At 70.7% G+C, this 18,721-nt stretch carries 14 protein-coding genes; 4 read left to right on the top strand and 10 right to left on the bottom strand.

Going from position 1 to position 18,721, the window contains the following annotated elements; translation table 11 throughout:
* Positions 1 to 19: 19 nt before the first annotated feature.
* The 8 genes from AN233_RS10775 to AN233_RS10740 form a co-directional block, all read right to left on the bottom strand.
* Positions 20 to 421: a DUF5805 domain-containing protein gene (locus AN233_RS10775; protein WP_058366784.1), complete on the bottom strand. Its 402-nt coding sequence runs from the start codon at positions 419 to 421 to the stop codon at positions 20 to 22.
* Positions 422 to 1,617: 1,196 nt separating this feature from the next.
* On the bottom strand, positions 1,618 to 2,514 hold the full coding sequence (locus AN233_RS10770; RefSeq protein ID WP_058366783.1) for a hypothetical protein: 897 nt from the start codon (positions 2,512 to 2,514) through the stop codon (positions 1,618 to 1,620).
* A 74-nt stretch (positions 2,515 to 2,588) separates the two neighbouring features.
* On the bottom strand, positions 2,589 to 4,250 hold the full coding sequence (locus AN233_RS16585; protein ID WP_058366782.1) for a hypothetical protein: 1,662 nt from the start codon (positions 4,248 to 4,250) through the stop codon (positions 2,589 to 2,591).
* Positions 4,251 to 4,314: 64 nt separating this feature from the next.
* Positions 4,315 to 4,761 (bottom strand): universal stress protein, encoded by a 447-nt coding sequence (locus tag AN233_RS10760; protein ID WP_058366781.1) that lies wholly within the window; start codon positions 4,759 to 4,761, stop codon positions 4,315 to 4,317.
* A 342-nt stretch (positions 4,762 to 5,103) separates the two neighbouring features.
* Positions 5,104 to 8,013: a DEAD/DEAH box helicase gene (locus tag AN233_RS10755; RefSeq protein ID WP_058366858.1), complete on the bottom strand. Its 2,910-nt coding sequence runs from the start codon at positions 8,011 to 8,013 to the stop codon at positions 5,104 to 5,106.
* 168 nt (positions 8,014 to 8,181) lie between these two features.
* Positions 8,182 to 8,949: a metallophosphoesterase gene (locus AN233_RS10750; RefSeq protein ID WP_058366780.1), complete on the bottom strand. Its 768-nt coding sequence runs from the start codon at positions 8,947 to 8,949 to the stop codon at positions 8,182 to 8,184.
* Positions 8,949 to 10,535, bottom strand: a complete 1,587-nt coding sequence (locus AN233_RS10745; RefSeq protein ID WP_058366779.1) for an RPA family protein — start codon at positions 10,533 to 10,535, stop codon at positions 8,949 to 8,951. The genes AN233_RS10750 and AN233_RS10745 overlap by 1 nt, the downstream gene beginning before the upstream one ends.
* Entirely contained in the window at positions 10,532 to 11,914 is a 1,383-nt protein-coding gene (locus AN233_RS10740) for a Single-stranded DNA binding protein (protein WP_080508435.1), read from the bottom strand. The genes AN233_RS10745 and AN233_RS10740 overlap by 4 nt, the downstream gene beginning before the upstream one ends.
* 144 nt (positions 11,915 to 12,058) lie before the next feature.
* On the opposite strand from AN233_RS10740, the gene AN233_RS10735 reads away from it, so the two are divergent.
* Positions 12,059 to 12,727: a 2,5-diamino-6-(ribosylamino)-4(3H)-pyrimidinone 5'-phosphate reductase gene (locus tag AN233_RS10735; protein ID WP_058366778.1), complete on the top strand. Its 669-nt coding sequence runs from the start codon at positions 12,059 to 12,061 to the stop codon at positions 12,725 to 12,727.
* A 490-nt stretch (positions 12,728 to 13,217) separates the two neighbouring features.
* Here the strand turns inward: AN233_RS10735 and AN233_RS10730 are convergent, their stop codons facing one another.
* Positions 13,218 to 15,548 (bottom strand): ATP-dependent DNA helicase, encoded by a 2,331-nt coding sequence (locus AN233_RS10730; protein WP_058366777.1) that lies wholly within the window; start codon positions 15,546 to 15,548, stop codon positions 13,218 to 13,220.
* A 75-nt stretch (positions 15,549 to 15,623) separates the two neighbouring features.
* A complete protein-coding gene (locus AN233_RS10725) occupies positions 15,624 to 16,010 on the bottom strand; it encodes a hypothetical protein (protein ID WP_058366776.1) in 387 nt (128 codons plus the stop codon).
* A 90-nt stretch (positions 16,011 to 16,100) separates the two neighbouring features.
* On the opposite strand from AN233_RS10725, the gene AN233_RS10720 reads away from it, so the two are divergent.
* From AN233_RS10720 to moaC, 3 genes are all read left to right on the top strand, one after another.
* Positions 16,101 to 16,616, top strand: coding sequence for a thioredoxin family protein (locus tag AN233_RS10720; RefSeq protein ID WP_080508434.1), 516 nt, complete (start codon positions 16,101 to 16,103; stop codon positions 16,614 to 16,616).
* A gap of 102 nt (positions 16,617 to 16,718) precedes the next feature.
* Positions 16,719 to 18,176 (top strand): bifunctional ADP-dependent NAD(P)H-hydrate dehydratase/NAD(P)H-hydrate epimerase, encoded by a 1,458-nt coding sequence (locus AN233_RS10715; protein ID WP_058366775.1) that lies wholly within the window; start codon positions 16,719 to 16,721, stop codon positions 18,174 to 18,176.
* Positions 18,169 to 18,714, top strand: coding sequence for a cyclic pyranopterin monophosphate synthase MoaC (gene moaC / locus AN233_RS10710; protein WP_058366774.1), 546 nt, complete (start codon positions 18,169 to 18,171; stop codon positions 18,712 to 18,714). The genes AN233_RS10715 and moaC overlap by 8 nt, the downstream gene beginning before the upstream one ends.
* Positions 18,715 to 18,721: the final 7 nt, after the last annotated feature.

The raw sequence follows: 18,721 nt of genomic DNA, 5'->3' as shown, positions 1-18,721 counted from the left end.
GGGCCACCGGCCCGCCCGCTCATCGTTCACCGTCCGTCAGGACGTATCCCCCCTCGCGGCCGCTGTACCGAACGCGGTCCTCGGACTGGAGGTCGTCGAGCGCGTTCTCCAGTCGCTCCTCGAGGTCACCCGAGAGGGCGTCGAGCAGATCCTCCCACGAGAGCGGCCCCTTCCGAGATAACACGGATTCGACCCGGCTTTCGAGGCCGTTACCCCCGGGGTTCGACCCTTCCTCGTCGCCCTCCTCGGGGTTACTCTCGCCCCCCGTCGTGAACCCCCGTCTCCCGGCCTGTACCATCGTTCTCACGAACTCGCTCTGGCTCATGTCGAGATCGTCGGCGTGCCGTTTCCACTCGGATTTTTGGTAGGACGGTACGTACGTCTTCACCGCCGTTCTATCGGTGTTCGGTTCCGACGACATTCGTGATTCGAGGGTTGACCGCCCCGCTAATCAATCTATCCCCACACTAGTGGATAAGAGACTTTATCAAAATATCCAGCGCTACAATAGAGCCGCTATACTACGCATATCTAGAAAAATATGCTCATCAAACGGCCAAAATAGTCCCAAAATATCGGATAATAAATCGATGGCCGAAGTGGATTTCGTTCTTAGAGAACGGTCAAAAATTTCGCTGTCGGCCGCCGGTTCGTCCCGCCGCTCGCTCGAAGAGTGTTTCCCGTTCGGCATATTTATCTGCTTTCCTACACTTTACCTCCGTCGTTCGCTGACTCGACTCGCGTGGAACACGGCCGCGGCTCGGGCAGGCGCCTGGCAGATCCGACCGGACTCCTCCCCGCGAGAGTCACGGGCGGCGCTGCGACGTGAGCTCCGGCCGACCATGTCGACCGCGGAGCCGGGACGGCCGTTCGGGCGGACGACGAACCGTCCCGGCAGCGACGGCTTCCGGGACTCCGACTCCGGCGGTATGCAGGTGTCTCGAACAGGAGGCGGCCGGATCGGCGACCGCGAGTCGCCGCGGCGCCGGCCGCGGAGCCGCGCCAGCCCGAGCGACGAATTCCCTGCACCCGGCGACGGCTGACGGGCCCGTGGTCCCGGATGCAGCCGATACCGCGGCCGAGCGGTGAGACGACCGCGGAAGCATCCGGATCGTACGCGGTTTTGACGCCGGATGGACGTATCCCCGGTGAGCAATCCCTCCTCACCCCGACACAGAACCGCAGGAGAGCGCGTGAACGCGCTTCTCGGCGTCTTCCGCCGAGAAGGGTACACACTCGAAACCGTTCCGTCTCGGAGCTGCACGCGGTCGTGAGAACTGGATGCGTTCAGGCAGCGCCTCGAGTCGGCGTCGGTCGGCGATCAGGCTTCGCAAGGCCTCGAAGCCGGTCCGAGGTAGCCCCCGTTGGAGACGATTCCGGACAAACCCATTACCGATATGGCGAAATTTCTCCCGTCTTTCCGTTTCTTCTCCGAGGACGGGAATGGCCAGCAGCGAACACATAAATCACATCTCGCTATACCTAATTCATTCGTATCGGTCGCCGTGTTCGAGCCAGGATCGCCGGGCGGATCGACAAGTCCCACAGGAGACGGCGACCGATCTCGAGAACAGGCGTCAGAACCGCACACCGCGTCCGCAGTCGAATGTCGGGGACTCAGACCGTAAGCGCCGACTCGAGGTCGGGGCCGACGAGTAGTTCGCGGACGCGCTCGACCGACGGATCGGCTTCGGCGCGGTTCTCCATGAGCACCGTTTCGCTCGGGAACAGGTGCTCACCGAGGACGAGGCCGTGGTCGCGCGCGGTCGAGCCCGTCACGGTGAGGTAGACGCCGAGGCCCGTCTCCGCGATGGCTGCCTCCTCCTCCTGGTCGGGGTCGGGGTACGTGAAGTCGACGTCCGCGAGCGCGTCGGTTCCGAGGACGGCCGTCACCAACCGCTCGTACCGGGGAGAGATACAGAGCGGACCCTCGTAGTCGGCGACGAACGCGCGGTCGAGGTCGGTCCCGGACGGGAGCACGTTCGGAGTGGCCATCAGCGTGTGGTAGACGGTGTCGCCGAGGCCCGTGACGACTCGAACGTCCGTGTCTCGGGGGTCTATCCGGCGGTTGATGTCGGCGAGCTCGGCAATTCCCTCCCGTTCGATACCGACGACCTCCTCGAGGACCAGGTCCGCGGAGTCGAACCCGAGCGCGAACTCGTGGGTCCTGAGCGCGCGGAACGGCTCCTCGCGACCGACGAGTTTCACCGGCACGTCGCCGATCTCGACTGTCGCGGCGTCGAAGACGATCCGGCGCGGCTTGCCGTCGCGGTCGTCTCGCAGTAGGGTGTACTCGGGCGCGGCAGGGGCTTCGTGGTCAGAGTAGTCCGCGAGCCGCTCGTAGGGACCGCGGTCCGCATCCAGGTCGTCCTTCGTGACGGCCTTTTCGTAGCGGAGCGTGCTGCTCACGTCGTCGGCGAGCGGCCCCGCGTCACCGACGTGCGCGAGACGCTCGAGCACAGCTTCGAGCGGTCGGCCCTTGCGCGGGACGGCGACCGGAACCGGCGTAGTCATTGGCGACGTTCAGGGAGCGCGGGTAAAACGGGTTGCGTTTCCGGCGTGCTACCGAGCAGACCGGGTCGTGAGGTTCAGGCGCCGAACGCGTCGCTGAGTCGCTCGCGGAACTCCTCGAGCTCCTCGAGCTCCTCGTCGATGCGGGCTATCTCCCCCTCCAGTTCCTCGAGAGACACCTCGCTGTCGCCCACGGTGTCCTCGACGGCCTCCTCGACCTCGACGAGCCGGGCGTCAACTTCGGCGATGTCGTCCCACACGTCGCCGAGTTCGTCGTCGATCGTCTCCGCGTGGTCCTGGACCGCGTCGACGCGGTCGTCGGTCGTCTCGAGGTCGTCGGCGAGCGCGGACACCTCATCGCGCACGCTCTCGACGAACTCCTCGACGTCAGCCACGTCGTCCGCGAGCCCCTCCCGCTCGGAGTCGGCCCGCTCGGCCCGGACGCTGAGGTCCCCGACCGCGTCGTCGAGGTCGTCGATCTCGGCTTGGATCTCCGCGAGGACGCCGTCGGCGGTCCCCTCCTCGTCGATGAACGTCTGGAGCGCCTCCACGTACGCCGCGAGGTCGCCGAGCCGGGACTGTACCCGGCTGATCCGGACATCGACGCTGTTCGGCGTGCCGAGGTCGAGTTCCTTCTGTAACACGTCGAGATCTTCCTCGTCGACCTCGCCGGAGCGGATCTCCGCGGCCAGCGCCGCCGCGACTCCCCCGGTTTCCGTCACCGGGGCCGTGTCGTCCCCATCGCCCTCGTCGCCCGCCGCGTCCGGCCGGTCGTCCGTCGCGTCGCCTGTCGCGTCTTCAGCATCCGGCTCCGACGCCGCGTCGTCGGCTTCCGCGCCTCCGGACTCGCCGGGCTGCGGTTTCTCGACCCGGGTGTCGTGCGGGGTGACCGCCGCGGTCGCCTCGTCCGGGACGGGACGAGGGTCGGCGGACTCGGTCTCGTCGGTCTGCGGCTCGGCGGACCGCAGTTCGTCGACGCCGATGTCCGGGGCGACGGAGTCGGCCGGTTCCGTCCCGTCCGGCTCCCCGTCCGCGCCCGTCACGACCGGTTCAGCGGGTTCGGCGGACTCGGCGGGTTCGGCGGACTCGGCGGGTTCGGCGGACTCGGCGGGTTCGGCGGACTCGGCGGGTTCGGCGGACTCGTCCGGATCCGGAGCGTCGAGCCCGTCTAGCGGGTCGGCCGCCTCCGCGGGGTCCGCGGCCGCCGCCACGGCGTCCTGTGACGCACCGGTTCCGCCGGTGTCCTCGGCGGCCCCGCCGGTGTCGGGTTCCTGTTCGGGTTCGTCCATGCCCGGGAGCGAGGACCGCTCGCCGCCGAGCACGTCGCGGACGACTTCCGCGCCGTCCGCGCCGAGCACGTCGTCCATCTCCTCGCCCTCGCGCGCCGTCTCCACGGTGGGAACGCCGAGGAACGCGTCGGTGTCCGGGTCGTCGTCCCGGATTCCGTACACCGTCGTCAGCGTCTCGCCCGGTTCGAACACGCGCTCGAACTCGACGCGGTGATCGTTGTAGGCGGTCCAGTCCTCGCTCTCGTAGTCGGGGTGGAACCCAACGCGGTCCATCGGGAACGACTCCGGAATGTCGTCCACGATCCGGAGCCGGGCGGGGTCCTCGCGGTCCGAAGCTATCTCGAACACCACTGCAGGGACCGGGAACTCGTCGTTCGAGAAGGACTTCGAGACCCTGATGTCCCCGTCCTCGACGGACACGGCCGCGTCGTCGGTCGTCGGGTCGCTCATGGACCACCGGTTCGCGACGACTAACTTAAATTACACGGGCCGATCCTCCGCGGTGATAACCGGATCAGACTGTCAGGACCGTCACGGGGCCGTCGAAGTCGAGGACGATCCGCTGCGTCTCGTCGCCGAAGATGGCCTTCCCCGTCGGTGAGCGCTTCTGTCCGGTGACGAAGACGTGGTCGCAGCCGTAGCGGTCGGCCTCGGTCAGCACCGTCTCCCCCATGTCGCCGATGGCGCCGTGGGCCTCCCACTCCACGTCGAGGTCGTCGAGCACCTCGCGGCCCACGTCCGCGGCGTAGTTCTTCGCGCCCTGCATCGCCTGCGTCACGCTGTAGGAGGCCTCGTAGTTGGAGATCTCCTCGAGTTCGACGCGCTGGTCGTTGTACTCCTCCTCGGTGGTCCCGTACAGCAGCGTCAGCTTCGCGTCGACGCCCGCGGCGAGTTCTCCCGCCTCGCGCACGAGTTCCTTCGACTTCTCCGTGGGGCCGACGACCGCGAGTGCGTGATCCATATGGCGCGCAATTTCCCACGGACTGTAAAAACGTGTGGGATCGTGATGTATCGGTTCGGAGTCCCGACCACTCCCTGACCCCCCGGTTGTCCAGAGCGGTGCTGTGGCGGTATCGGTGCAGTAGTGCGGTACTGATGCGGTCGGCGCGCGCGTTTCTCGCGCGCGAGGGAGGCCGCGCCCGGGCGCGATGCGGTGCGGTTCCGCGCCCGGCTCGCGGCCGAGGCTGGGGAGGGATGAGGCATGCAGTGCTGTGCGGTCGCCGAGCGGGTCGGCACTGCGGCGCCGCACTGAACGGGGTAGCCGGCACCCCGATCCGGACGAATTGCCGCCGCAATCGCCTCCTCAGTCCCAGAAGGCCTGCGTCCGCGCGTACTCCCGCTCGCGGCCGAGGATGTCGCGGTAGAACTCCTCCTCGTCCTCGCGGAGGTTGTTGATAATTCGGGCGGCGTTTTCCGGACCGACGCCGCGGGCCGCGAGCGCGATCACCGCACGCTTGCCGTGGGTCTGCACCAGACTCGCGGAGCGGAACGCGCGCTTCGTGAGCTTCTCCTGGTCCTCGTCCTTCTCCTCGGCCCTGACCGCCTTCACCGCCTCCTCGTCCCACGGGTTGAGCGCCGCGATGCGGGTCGACCCGCACTCCGGGCACTCCGGCTGGTCGCGGACGCGGCGCACCTTCGTCTTCCGCGTCCAGTCCCGACAGTGGAGACAGAAGAGGATCACGCGGTCCTCGCGGATGCGCTCGCGAACGGCCTCGATGACGCTGGCGTCCGCGTTCTCCGGCACGAGGAACTCGCGGCCGGAGGAGGTGCCCGCCGAGCCGAGCGGCGTCCGCTCGCGGGCGGCCACGAGGTCGATGTCCCCGGACTGGACCGCCTCCAGAACCGCTGCGGTCGCGTCGACCGCGAGGTCCGTGTGGAACGTCTCGCGGACCGCCTCCTCGTAGACGGGGGTGTCCTCCAGCGCCGCGAGTAGGCGGTCGCCGCCGAATCGACCCTGCCCCTCGCGGTAGCGCTTGAGCGCGCCGAACTTCGCGGCCACCTGCGCGAGCGTGAACTTCAGCGCGTCCGACTTCTTCACCGCGAGTTCGAGGTACGACTCCAGGTGCGCCGGCTCCGTCTCCTCCAGCACCTCCATGACGACGCCGGGACCCACGTCCGGCGGGACCTCCAGCTCGATCCGATAGGGGTCCACGTCCATCCCCACGGAGGAGCCGGTGCGCTGACCGATCAGCGCCGACAGCAAGCGCGCGAGCGTCTCGTTCACCTCGTGGCCGAACGCGGCGTTGACCACGAGCGAGCGCCCGAGCGACTCGACGACGATGCGCTCGTCCGTCGGCACGGGGTGGCCCGCGGCGGCGTGGTCCTCGACGGACTCCAGCGCGGCCGCCGCCGTCCCTGCGTCCGTCGGGTAGCGCTCGGTCAACCCGCGCGCGACCGCCGACCGGGGGGTCCCGTCCGCGAGGCGCTCCGCGACCTCCCCTCGTAGCCGGCCGACCTCGGCCGCGACGGGCTTCGGGACGGGGATCTCCGAGCCGGTCCACGAGGGCACCTCGCCGGCGGGGTCCTCCACCGGCGAGACGTTGACGCGCTCCTCCTCCTCGTCGATGTCGTTGATCCGCCACATCTCGCCGCGCTGGACGAACGTCTCGCCCGGGCCGGCGAAGTTGAGGACGAACCGTTCGTCGAGCGTCCCGATCCGCGACCGCGAGGAGAGGTCGTGAACGTCGTAGGTCGACTCGTCGGGGATCATCGAGAGGTTGGCGTAGAAGTACTGCCACGTCCCGCCGGACTTCTCCAAGGTGTCCGTCTCCTCGTCGAGCCACAGCAGGCGATTGCTCGACAGCTCCCGGACGACCTCCTGGAACGCCGGCTCAGAGAGGTCCCGGAAGGGGTAGGCGTTCGTCACGACCTCGTAGGCCTTCCGCGCGTGGACCTCGCTGAAGTCCATCACGACGCCGACGACCTGGTTCGCGACCGTGTCGAGGCTCCCGTGGTGGATGCTGGCCGGCTCCACCAGACCCTCCTCAGCGCGCCGGGCGATGGCCAGCGACTCCAGCACGTCGTCGTCGCCGCTCGCGACCACGGTCCCCTCCGAGACGAGGTCGCGGCGGTGGCCCGCACGTCCGACCCGCTGGAGCAGCCGGGCGACCTCGCGCGGGCTCCCGTACTGGACGACGTGGTCGACGCGTCCCACGTCGATCCCGAGTTCCATCGAGGAGGTACAGACCAGTCCGTCGAGGTCGCCGCTCTTGAAGCGGTCCTCCACGTCGACGCGCGCCTCGGTGGAGAGCGAGCCGTGGTGGATGCCGATGTCGACGGGTTCGCCGTCGTCACCGACGCCGGACCTGCCGCTTCCCCCCTCCGCGAGCGTCTTGAACCGCGAGCCGAGCGCCTCCGCGGTCTGTCGCGTGTTGACGAAGATCAGCGTCGACTCGTGGGCCGCGACGATCTCCCTGATCGCGCGGACGTGGCTGGCGATCTCCTCGGTCGTCGCCAACTCGCCCGCGAGCCGGTCGTCGGCGTCGGTGATCTCGGGTTCGACCACCGAGAAGTCGACGCGCGTGCCGGCCGCGACCTCCACGATCTCGAACTGGCGGTCGCCCTCACGCGAGGGGTCCCGCTTCCCGCAGCCAACCAGAAATCGCCCGACTTCCTCGGGCGACCCCACCGTCGCGGAGAGGCCGATCCGCTGGTAGGGGCCCGCGACCTCGCGGAGGCGCTCCATGCCGACGGTCAGCTGTGCCCCCCGCTTCGCGGAGGCGAGTTCGTGGACCTCGTCGACGACGAGATGCGCCACGTCCGCGAGCGCCTGCCGCATCTTCGATCCGGTGAGGATCGCCTGCAGGCTCTCGGGCGTGGTGATCAGCACGTCCGGCGGGTCGTCGGCCTGCTTCGACCGCTCGTACTGCGTCGTGTCGCCGTGTCTGACCGCCACCTCGAGGTCGAGGTAGTCGCCCCACCACTCCAGCCGGTCCATCATGTCACGATTGAGCGCGCGGAGCGGAGTGATGTACAGCGCGGAGATCCCCTCCCGCGGCGCGCCCGTGGGCGTCTCGCGAGCCCTCACGAGCGCGTCGAACACCGGCAGCATCGCCGTCTCGGTCTTTCCGGTCCCGGTCGGCGCCAGCACGAGCGCGTTCCGACCCGCCGCTATCGGGGGGATCGCCCGGCGCTGCGGCTCCGTGGGCGTCGCGAAGCCGCGCTCCGAGAGCGCCTCCCGGACCGTCGGCCCGAGGTGCGTGAACGCGTCCAGTCCGTCCTCCGCACCGGCGGTCTCCGAGCGAGCTTCGGCCTCCGTCTCGGCGGCCTGCTGCCCGTCAGCGGCCCCGCCGGCGCTCCCCTCTGGCATCGCTCCGAGGTTCGGTCCTCAGGCGATTAAGCGCGTCGCCGCGGGGGCGGTCGCTGGCGCACTGGCACACGCTCAGACCGACCGATACGCGCCGAGTCGCGTCCCGTCGAGCAGGTACGCCTGCCCGTCGACCAGTCCCTCGGGCAGAAACGGGGCCAGGAACTGCTGACCGTCGACGTTGATCCACGTCCCGCCGGACCGCTCGTTGAACGCCGGGAAGACGACGAGCTCCGGGTCGTTCCAGACCGCCGCGACTGCCTCGCCCGATTCGGCTTCGGCCTCGAAGGGTTCCCGCCGGAGCGCACCGCGGAGCCACGCGCGCTCGGTCCGGCTCCCGCCGACCGCGTCCTCCAGTCTGACCTGCGGGTGTTCGTGGCCCATGCAGACCGTCTCCGCGCCGAACACCGCCGGGTCGGGCCACGTGTGCCCGTGGACGAACGCCACGTCGCCGCGGCGTTCGCCGCCGGCCGGGATCACGTCGAGGTCGGCCGCGAACGCCTCCGCGACGCCGGGGTCGTGATTCCCGACGACCAGCGTCAGCGGGACGCGCTCGGTGACCGCGTCGATCAGCGCCGCGATCTCCTCGCGCTCCTCGCCCTCCGGTGCGGCGATGCGGTGCGCGAGGTCCCCCAGCACCACGACGCGGTCGGCGTTGGTGCGGTCCAGCAGCGCGAGCAGGCGCTCGCGGCGCTCGGGTGCGGCGCTGTCGAGTTCGACGCCGCGCTGGTAGCGCAGTCCGACCTCGATGCCGGCGTGGTAGTCGGCGACGACGAGCGCGCGCTCGTCCGGGAGTTCGGCGACCGCGGCCGGCGCGTCCGGCACCGGCTCGACGACCGCCATCAGATCGCTTTCAGCGTCCCCTCGGTCGGCTCGTAGCACTGGCCGCCCATCAGGGCGTCCTCGATGGCGTCGTCGACGTCCTCGGGGTCGGCGCCGTACTCGTCGACGACCGCCGCGGCCACAGCCTCGCGGTCCGCACCGTCGCCGTCGTCCAACTCGCGCATCGTCTCGACGGCGGCGGCAGTGAGGTCGACGTCCTCCGCGTCCTCCGCCGCTTCCTCGCCATCCGCCTCGGCTTCGCTCTCGGCGTCGGCACCCGAGTCCGTCTCGGCCTCCGTCGCCGTCTCGTCGGGCTCCGCGTCCTGTTCTTCGAGCTCTTCGGCGAGGTCGTCGGCGTCGGGGACGTCGATACCCGCCTCCTCGACCTCGCCGCCGGTCTCGAACTCGGTCCCGTACTCCGACTCGATCTCCTCACGTTCCTCGTCGTCGAGTTCGTACATCTCGCCGCCTGCGGCCTCCGTGTCGGCGGCGTCGGACGTGTCTGCGACCCCACTGTCGGCTGAACTCCCGGCGGCGCTCGCGTCGGCGTCGGAGTCCCCGAGCGACTCGTCGAAGTCACCGAGCGGCTCCTCGGCCGTGGTCTCGTCGGCGCCTCCCGCCGTCGCGGGTTCGGCCGTCTCCGGTTCCGCCGGTTCCGTCTCCGTCTCAGTCGTCGTCTCCGGTTCGGTCTCTGCCTCTGCCTCAGCCTCCGACTCAATCTCCGCCTCCGGTTCGGCCTCCGCCGTCGGTTCCGGTTCCGTCTCCGCGGTCTCTGTCGGGTCCGACTCGGCGGTTGCCTCGACGTCCGCTTCGGGTTCCGTCTCGGTCTCCGCCGCCGATGAAGCCGCCTCGCCGGTCACGGCCGCGGGCTCGACGCTCACGTCCGTTTCCGGGAGCGGACCGATCTCCGCGTGACCGCCCTCATCCGGGGCCACGTCGGGCGCGCGGACCTCGTCGCGGTCGCCGGCGACCAGCTCCAGCGCATCGACCGCCATCAGCCGCACGGCCTCGACGTAGGCGGGCGAGGTGCGGTAGTGCTCCAGGGCGCGCGGGATCCCGGCCGCGAGCGACGCGGGCGCGCCGCCGGCCTCCAGCGCGCGGCGGAGGTCCTCCCCGCGGAGGTCCGCGGCGAGGGCCTTCTCGAGGACCGCGAGGCGGTCGAGCGTCGTCTCCGCGGCGGTGACGATCCACCGGTCGCGGACATCCGCGTCGACGTGGTTGATGCTCTCCGGCCGGACGGAGGTGAACACGCGGTCCGAGTCCTCCGGCTCGAAGGTCCGGGCCTTCCCCGTCAGCGCCACGAAGCTCGGCGGGTCGGCACGCTCGAGGAACGTCTGCGCGTCGGGCTGGTACTGGCCGGCGTAGGTGACGAACGCGCCGGTCGGGTCGACCACGCGCCCGCGGCGGGTGTCGTCGTTGATGTGCTCGACCTCGGTGAGCACGCCGGCCGCGAACAGGCGGTTGACGCGCGCGCCGGTCGGGGTGACGACGTAGTTCGGCGCGCGCTCCTCGTCGCTCTCGGAGTAGGAGAGCGAGGCGTCGTCGAACTCCGCGGCGAAGAGCCGGTAGGCGACCTCGCGGGCGCCCGGCCCGTCGTCGTCGCTCATCGGTCCACCTCCGCGTCCGCGGCGGCGTCGGGGTCGGTGTCAGCGTCGGCGTCAGCGTCGGCGGGGGCGCCGCCGTCGGTCGCCGCCTCCCCACCGGCGTCCCCGGACCCCCCGAGCGTTTCGAGGACGGCCTCGGCCGCGTCGGCCGGATCGTCGCTCGCGGGTTCGAACGTCTCGGCGTCGAGGTTCGCGCCGTAGTCGTCCACGGAGAGGTTCCCGCGGACGCGGAACGCGCGCCCGACGAGTTCGTCGCGGATGTCCGCCGCGACCACGTCCTTGTCCATCGCCTCCTGTGCGGCCGCGAGCGCGTCGTCCAGCCCGCCGCCGTACACCTCGGCGGTCAGATCGTCGTCGAGCACGACCGTCAGCGTGTCCGTGCCGTCGTCGAGGATGGCCTTCACGCGCAGGTCGTCCTCGCCCTCGACGGCGCCGTGGCTCCGACACTGTCCGCCCTGAATCACGCGCCCGCAGTCGGGACAGCGCTCGATCAGCCCGGAGCCGTCACGGACCTCGAGCACGTTACCGACGACCTCCACGTCGAACATCCCGCCGGTGTCGACGGCCTCTGCGACCGAGAGTCGCGGCGCGTCCTCCTTGACGGTCACCGGATCCGAGAGCGGCGTCACCTGCGAGAACTCGGTGAGGTTGATCGACGGGACGCCGCGGAACTCGCGGACGTACACGTCCTCGATCCGCAGGTCGGAGCCCTCCGCGACCTCCTCGCGAGGGTCCCAGTCCGTGAACGGGAGCCGACCGGTCTCGTCGCCGACGATCCCCTCGCGGATGTCGGTCTCGCCGTCGCGCCCGGAGATGGTCTTCGACTCCACCTCCAGCACGCGCACCTCGACGTTCCGGCCGCGGTCCCCGGGTTCGAGCTCGACCAGCGAGCGGTCGCCGCCGACCTCGGTGTCCACGTCCGGCGTCTCGTCGGCCATCGCGACCGTCGAGGAGTCGTTGAGGTTGAGTTCGGGCTTCCCGTCCCACTCGCGGACGCCGGCGTTGCCGATCGTGACGGCGTCTCCGGGCTCGAAACCGAAGTCGGTCCACGCGGTGTAGGAGATCGTCCCCGTCTCGTCCGCGAGTTCGCCCTCGCGGATCGTGATGTCGTCACCCTGGTACCGGATCGTTCGGGTACCGACCGTCAGCACGACAGCGGTCACGGTGACGCTGTCATGGTCGGTCGTGATCTCCCCGAGGTCGACCGAGTCGGGAGTCGGCGAGGAGCCGCCCGAGCCCCCGCCGTGCTTCCGGCGGACGCTCTGTTTGGCCTCGTCGATGGGCACGCTGTACTCCAGCAGATTCTCCAGGTCCGCTTTGACCTCCTCTTTGTCTACGCCGAGATCGGAGGCGAGATCCTCGGCATGGTTGTCGACATCCATCGGCCCACGGTTCGGCGTACTTGCACAAAAGGGTTCGCTGGGCGGAGCGAACGTGGAACGCGCCGGACGCGCCGCGCGTTCCCGGACGCGCTCGCCCCGCCGCCCACCGAAACGACCATCCCCGCGGCCGGACCAGAGGGCGGCATGCACGTCGTGGTCAACGCCGCCGAAAGCGTGGACGGGAAGCTCGCCACGCGCCGCCGCGAGCAGCTCCGCATCTCCGGCGAGGAGGACTTCGCGCGCGTCGACCGCGTCCGGGCGCGCTCGGACGCCGTCATGGTCGGCGTCGGGACGGTCCTCGCGGACGACCCGCACCTGACGCTGGACGACGCGGACCTCCGCGCCGAGCGTGGCGAGACGGGCCGCCCGCCGCACCCGGCCCGCGTCGTCGTCGACTCCTCGGGGCGAACGCCACCGGACGCCAGAGTCCTGGACGGCGCCGCCACGACCTACTTGCTCGTGAGCGAGGCGACCACCCCTGCGCGCCGCGAGGACCTGGCCGACGCCGGCGCGGAGGTGATCCCGGCCGGCGAGGACCGCGTGGACCTCGCGGCCGGCCTCGATAAGCTCGCCGACCGCGGCGTCGACCGCCTGATGGTGGAGGGCGGCGGCGAGGTCATCTTCTCGCTGTTCGAGGCGGGGCTGGTGGACGAGCTCTCCGTCTACGTCGGCTCGATGATCGTCGGCGGTCGCGACGCGCCGACGCTCGCGGACGGCGAGGGGTTCACCGAGGAATTCCCGCGGCTGGACCTGACGGACGTGGAGCGACTCGACGACGGCGTGGTGCTCTCGTACGACGTTCGAGCGGAGTGAGTCGGCGAAGGCCACTCCGGCGCTTTTGAGGATTGAAAAACCGGCCGCGCTGCGCTAGGGCGGGTCCCAAAGCGGTTGCGGTGCTGGTACTGTGCTGAGCGATGCTGTCGGCGCGCGCCGCGGCGACCTTGTGTCGCCGCGACCGCGCGAGGGAGGCGGCCGCGTGGCCGCCTTGCGGTGCGGTTTCGCGGTCACGCGGCCGCCGAGGCTGGGGAGGTGCGAGGCTGCTGTGCGGTTGCGGCGCTGTGCGGAGCGATGGGTGGGACTGAAAGGGGCAGTCGGCTCGATCCCGCCCGGACGACGCAAGCACTCGCGCCGGGCGGTGCTGAGAGGCGCGAGCGCGCAGCGAGGCCCGGCGGGTCGAGCCGGCTGGGGCTTTCGAAGTGTTGCTGTCCCGATCAGCAGGATCTGCAACAGAACTGTTTCTGAATGTGGGAGTGCCGGCAGAAACTTCTGAGCCGGCACCACGCCAGGTCACACAACCACCGTCTCAGTCGTCCTCGAACCGATCAAGCGCGAACGAGAGCATGTCCGGGCTCACCGGCTGGAACTCCTCGCGCTCGTGGGGCGGGAGGTACTCGCGGACCGCGTTCCACGAGTTCCGCGCGTAGCGGGCATCCAGCAGGACGCGGACGCCGCGCTCCTCCGGGCCCCGGATCACGCGCCCCACGGCCTGCCGGGCCTTTCTGACCGCCGGAACCGTGAGCGCGGTCTCGAAGCCGTCGCCGAACCGGCGGTCGTAGGCAGCCACCACGGCGCGCGTCCGCGGTCGGGCGGTGTTGATGATGGGGACGCCGCAGACGACCGCAGCCTCGAGCCGGTCGCCGCGGTAGTCGACGCCCTCGGTGAGGGTCCCCCGCAGGCTTGTCACCAGCACCTTCTCGCCGCCGGCGAAGAAGTCGTCCTTCAGCGACTCCGTGGCGCGGTCGCCGGAGGACTCGTCGAACAGCACCGGCTTGTCAAGGCGCTCGTCCAGCTCGCCGGCCATCCACTTCGCCTCGCGGTAGTTGGGCATCCCGACGAGGACGTTCCCCTCGCGCTTCGCGACCTCGGCGGTCGAGTCCACGTAGGCGGTCCGCGTCGAGTTCGCCTCGCCCGGCGCGCCGCGGTTATCGTGGGTGAACTTCGGGGCGTCGACCGCGAAGCTCGCGCGGTTCTCCTCGGGGAACGTCAGCCCGTAGGTGCGCTCGACGATGGGGCGGCCCGCCTCCGCGAGGTGGTCCAGCCCGGAGACCTCGCGGAACACGTCGAGCGGCTCCAGCGTCGCGCTCATCAGGACGCCGCCGCCGAACTCCCCGAGGCGCTCGCCGATGGCGCGGCTCGGCAGGCAGTTGTACAGCGCGAGGCGACCGTTGAACGCGCGCCGCCAGCTCTCGGGCGGCTCCGTCTCGTCCCACGTCCGCTCCAGCTCGATCGCGCGGAAGAACGTCTCGTGGTCCTCGCGGTACCACGCGTTCAGCGTCCGCCCGACCCCCGGCGCGGCGCGCTGTTTGTCCTCGCCTTCCAACTCGTCGAGCACGCGGGAGACGACCGCGCCGACCGCGCCGCAGCGGGCCCAGACGCGGTCCTCGTACCCCTCCCGGTTCGCCCACGCCGTGATCTCGTCCTGCCCGGGTGTCTCGGGGTCCCGGAGCGGGAGTTCGGCGTCCTCGAGGTCCGCGAGGTGCGCGCGCCAGCTGGGGGACTCGCGGTCGAGGTGCTCGACCACGCGCCGGTCGAGCTCCTCGCGGAGGTCGCGGTAGAACTCGCGGACGCGCTCGATCTCCGAGACCGTCACGTCGCTGTCGGCCAACTCCCCGCGGACGAGGTCGGCGTCGTCGGTGTAGCTCCCCTCGTCGTCGAACTTGACGGGCTGGATGACGCGCGTGAGCTCGTTCTCGGCGTCGCGCAGGCTCGCGTCCGCGACGCGGTCGCTCACGAGGTCGCGCACGCGCGGCTCGAGCATGTGCGCCTCGTCGCAGACGACGAACGTCGACTCGTCCAGCAGCGCGCCCGTGAACGTCTCCGTCGTCGTCGGGTCGAACGCGTGGTAGTAGTTGCCGATGACGACCTCGACCTCCGGCACGAGCGCGCCCATCACGGAGTGGGGACAGGAGCCGTGGCCGGCCGCGAGCTTCACGAGTTCGTCGGCGTCGATGTGGCCCTTCTCCGTCGGGTCGAACGGCACGGCCTCCGCCTGCTCGCCGTCCTCCGGCAGGTCGTCGAGGAAGCCGGCGTAGAAGGGGCAGAACTCGGTGTCGCCGTACTCCTCGGTGTCCGGGCGGTACGGCGTCGGCTCGCCGTCGACGGAGAGGTACTCCGCGCCGCCGCCCGCGCTGCCGGAGTCCGCGAGTCCGACTTGCTGAGCCGTCGCCTCCGAGACCAGGTTCCCGGTCGTTGTCGGGCCGCCCTCTCCGACGAGGTTCCGGGTGCGCTCGCGGAGCCCCTCGCAGCGCTCGTAGACGTTCTCGCGGTCGACGCCGCCGCGGTTCTCGCGCGCGTACGGGCAGACGTCCGCCTTCCCGACGAGCGTGAGTCCCGAGACCGGCCGGTAGTCGTCCGGGAGGTTCCCGTTTATCGTCTCCAGGTCCGTCTCGAACTGCCTGAGCTGCTGTTTGACGCTCGTGAGGACGAAGACGCGCTCGAAGGGCGAGTCGGGGTCGCGGACGCGGTCGATGCCCGCCGTGAGCGCGAGCATCGTCTTGCCGGTGCCGCAGGCGCCCTCGAGCGCCAGGAAGCCGCCCTCGTCGGCGGCGTCGATGGCGGCGTCGATGCCGTCGGCCTGCTCGGCGTACGGTTCGGGGTGGCCGAACACGTCGGTCCACGGCGGGGCGTCAGTCACTGCTCCGGGGTTGCGCCCCATCGGGTTTAAACTCTTCAGACCGGGGCGGTCGCGGCCGCCCGGGACCGCGACCCCTCACAGCAGGCTCTCGCCGAGCACGATGACGGAGAGGTTGTTCGCGAGCAGGAACAGTCCCGCGGCGACGAGGAGCCCCAGAAACGCCTCCGCGGCGATCATCAGGAAGCGCTGTTGGGGACTGGGGGCCTCCTTGACGAGTTCCTGCAGTCCGTAGAGCAGGACGACGATGAGTCCCGCCGCCGCGAGGTGGACCCCGGCCAGCACCGCGGTCGGCTGGACCAGAAGCCACGCCATCAGGGGGTTCGACTCGTGTTCGACCCCGACGACCGCGGCCGCGCCGAGCGACGTGAGCAGGTCGACCGACAAAAGCAGGAACGCCGCGACCCCGGCCCACCCCCAGTAGGCCTCGATCCAGGCGTCCAAGTCGCGGTCGTCGCGGCTCATGGTCGACCCACGCGTCCCTCCCCCGAAGGCGTTGCGCCGACCGCGCACGCGCGTCGAACCCTTATGTCGCCGAGGCGCGTACCCCGGTCCATGAGCGAACGGAGCGACGCGAGCGGCGGAGACGGAACCGGCGGAGACGGAAACGCCGGCGACGCGACCGCCGGCGACGCGAGCGACGACATCGAGGCGATCCGCGAGCGGAAGCTACGGGAGCTCCGCGAGAAGGCCGAAATGGGTGAACTCGGCGAGGACGCCGGAGAGGGTGGTCAGAACGTCGACGACCGAGCCGGCACGCCCGCTGAGCCGGTCGCGTTCACCGGCGGCTCGCTCGCGGCGGTCGCGGGCCGGTACGAGGTCGCCTTGGTCGACTTCTACGCCGACTGGTGCGGTCCCTGTCGGATGATGGAGGAGCCGCTGGAGCGGCTCGCCGCGAACACCGACGCCGCGGTCATAAAGGTCGACGCCGACCGCCATCAGGGCGTCTGTCGGCAGTTCGGCGTCCAGGGGCTTCCCACGATGCTGGTGTTCAAAAACGGCGAGCCCGCCGAGCGCCTTACGGGGGCACAGACCGAGGGCGCGCTCCGGAAGGCGGTCCACAGCGCGTAGCGGACGGCGGCCCACGGCGCACAGGACGACGGGGTCGCGGAAGCGGTGAAGGGATCCACCGCCGCCCCCACGCTTAATCCCGATGCCGGCGAAGAGTTTTACATGATCACCGCAGACCGGATGGCCGCGGTCGACGCCAACGCGGCCGCGCTCGGGGTGCCGCGCAAGCAGTTGATGGAGTCGTCGGGAAACGCCGTCGCGCGCGAGGTGCGCGCACACGCCGAGCCGGGCGCGTCCGTGGCGCTCGTCTGCGGCCGCGGCAACAACGGCGGCGACGCCTTCGTCGCGGCTCGATTTCTGTCCGAGTACGAGGTGACCGTCCACCTGCTCGGTCGCCCTGAGTCGATCGCGACGAACATCGCCCGCGAGAACTGGGACGCCCTTCTGGAAGCGGAGATCGACGCCCGAAGCGTCGCGGACGCCGCGGACCTCGACCTCGGCGATCCGGACGTGATCGTCGACGCGATGCTCGGAACCGGTGTGACCGGCGCGCTCCGCGAGCCCGAGCGAACCGCAGCCCGGCGGGTCACCGACCTCGGCGACGCGGGCGCCACGGTCGTCGCGGTCGACGTGCCCTCGGGCGTCGACGCGGACACGGGCGACGTGGCCGCCAACGAGGCGGGCGAGCGCGTCGCCGTCCACGCCGACCGCGTGGTGACGTTCCACGACGCCAAGCCCGGCCTCCCGGAGCTCGGCATCCCCGTCACGGTCGCGGACATCGGCATCCCCGAGGCCGCGGAGCTGTTCACCGGCCCGGGCGACCTGATCGGGCTCGACCGCGACCCGCAGAGCCACAAGGGCGACCACGGGAAGGTGCTGGTGGTCGGCGGCGGCCCCTACACCGGCGCGCCCACGCTCGCGGCGCGGGCGGCGCTGCGCGCGGGGGCGGACCTCGTCCGCGTCGCCTGCCCCGAGTCCGTCGCCCGAGAGGTGCAGGGGTTCTCCGAGAACCTGATCGTCCACGGCTTCCCGGGCGAGACGCTCGCGCCGCCGCACCTCGACCGGATCGCGGATCTGGCAGCCGGACAGGACGCGGTCGTCTTCGGCCCCGGACTCGGCGACGCGGACGCCACCCTCTCGTTCGTCGAGCGCTTCCTCGGCGCCTACGAGGGCCGGGCGGTCGTCGACGCGGACGCCCTGCAGGTCGTCCCGGAGGTCGACACCGACGCGACGCTCGTCTGTACCCCGCATCAGGGCGAACTCAGGAAGATGGGCGGGCCGAGCGCCGAGGACTGGCGCGAGCGCGCGGACCTAGTCAGGGAGTTCGCCGCGGAGCTCGGGCACACGCTCCTCGTGAAGGGCGCCTACGACGTGATCGCGGACGGCGACGACCTGCGCGTCAACCGGACGGGAAACCCCGGCATGACCGTCGGGGGGACCGGCGACGTGCTCGCGGGCGCCGTGGGCGCGCTGGCGGCGACGCAGGACCCGCTCGACGCGGCCGCGGTCGGCGCGTACGCCAACGGCCGCGCGGGCGACGCCGCGGTCGAGGAACGGGGGTACGGGCTCGTGGCGACGGACTTAATCGACCGGCTCCCGCAGGCACTCCGTAATGAGTGACGAGCCCGCGGGCGACTCCGGGAGAGACGACGGACGCGCCGACGGTTCCGGCGGCGACGCCGGCGACGACCTGACCCACACGACCGCCGAGGGCGACGTGCAGATGGTCGACGTGGGCGAGAAGCCGGACGCCGCGCGCCGGGCGGTCGCGCGCGGCGAGATCCGTCTGACGGCGTCGACGGTCGAGGCCATCCGGGCCGACGCGGTGGAGAAGGGCGACGTGCTGGCGACCGCCCGCGTGGGCGCCGTGCAGGCGGTCAAACACACCTGGGAGACGATCCCGATGTGCCATCAGATCCCGATCACGAACGTCGACACCGATTTCGACGTGCGCGCCGACCGCGTCACCCTGGAGGTCGCGGTCGAGACGACCGGCAAGACCGGCTGCGAGATGGAGGCGCTGGAGGGCGTCACCACGGGGCTCAACGTCGTCTGGGACATGGTGAAGGCGGCCGAGAAGGACGCGAGCGGGAACTACCCGGACACCCGGATCGCGGACGTGGAAGTGGTCGCGAAGGAGAAGCACGAGTTGGAGTAGGCGGAGT

Source organism: Haloparvum sedimenti (genome assembly GCF_001462205.1).
Classification (GTDB): domain Archaea; phylum Halobacteriota; class Halobacteria; order Halobacteriales; family Haloferacaceae; genus Haloparvum; species Haloparvum sedimenti.
Note: the sequence above shows the minus strand (reverse complement) of the source record. Positions and strands in the feature narration are given on the sequence as shown.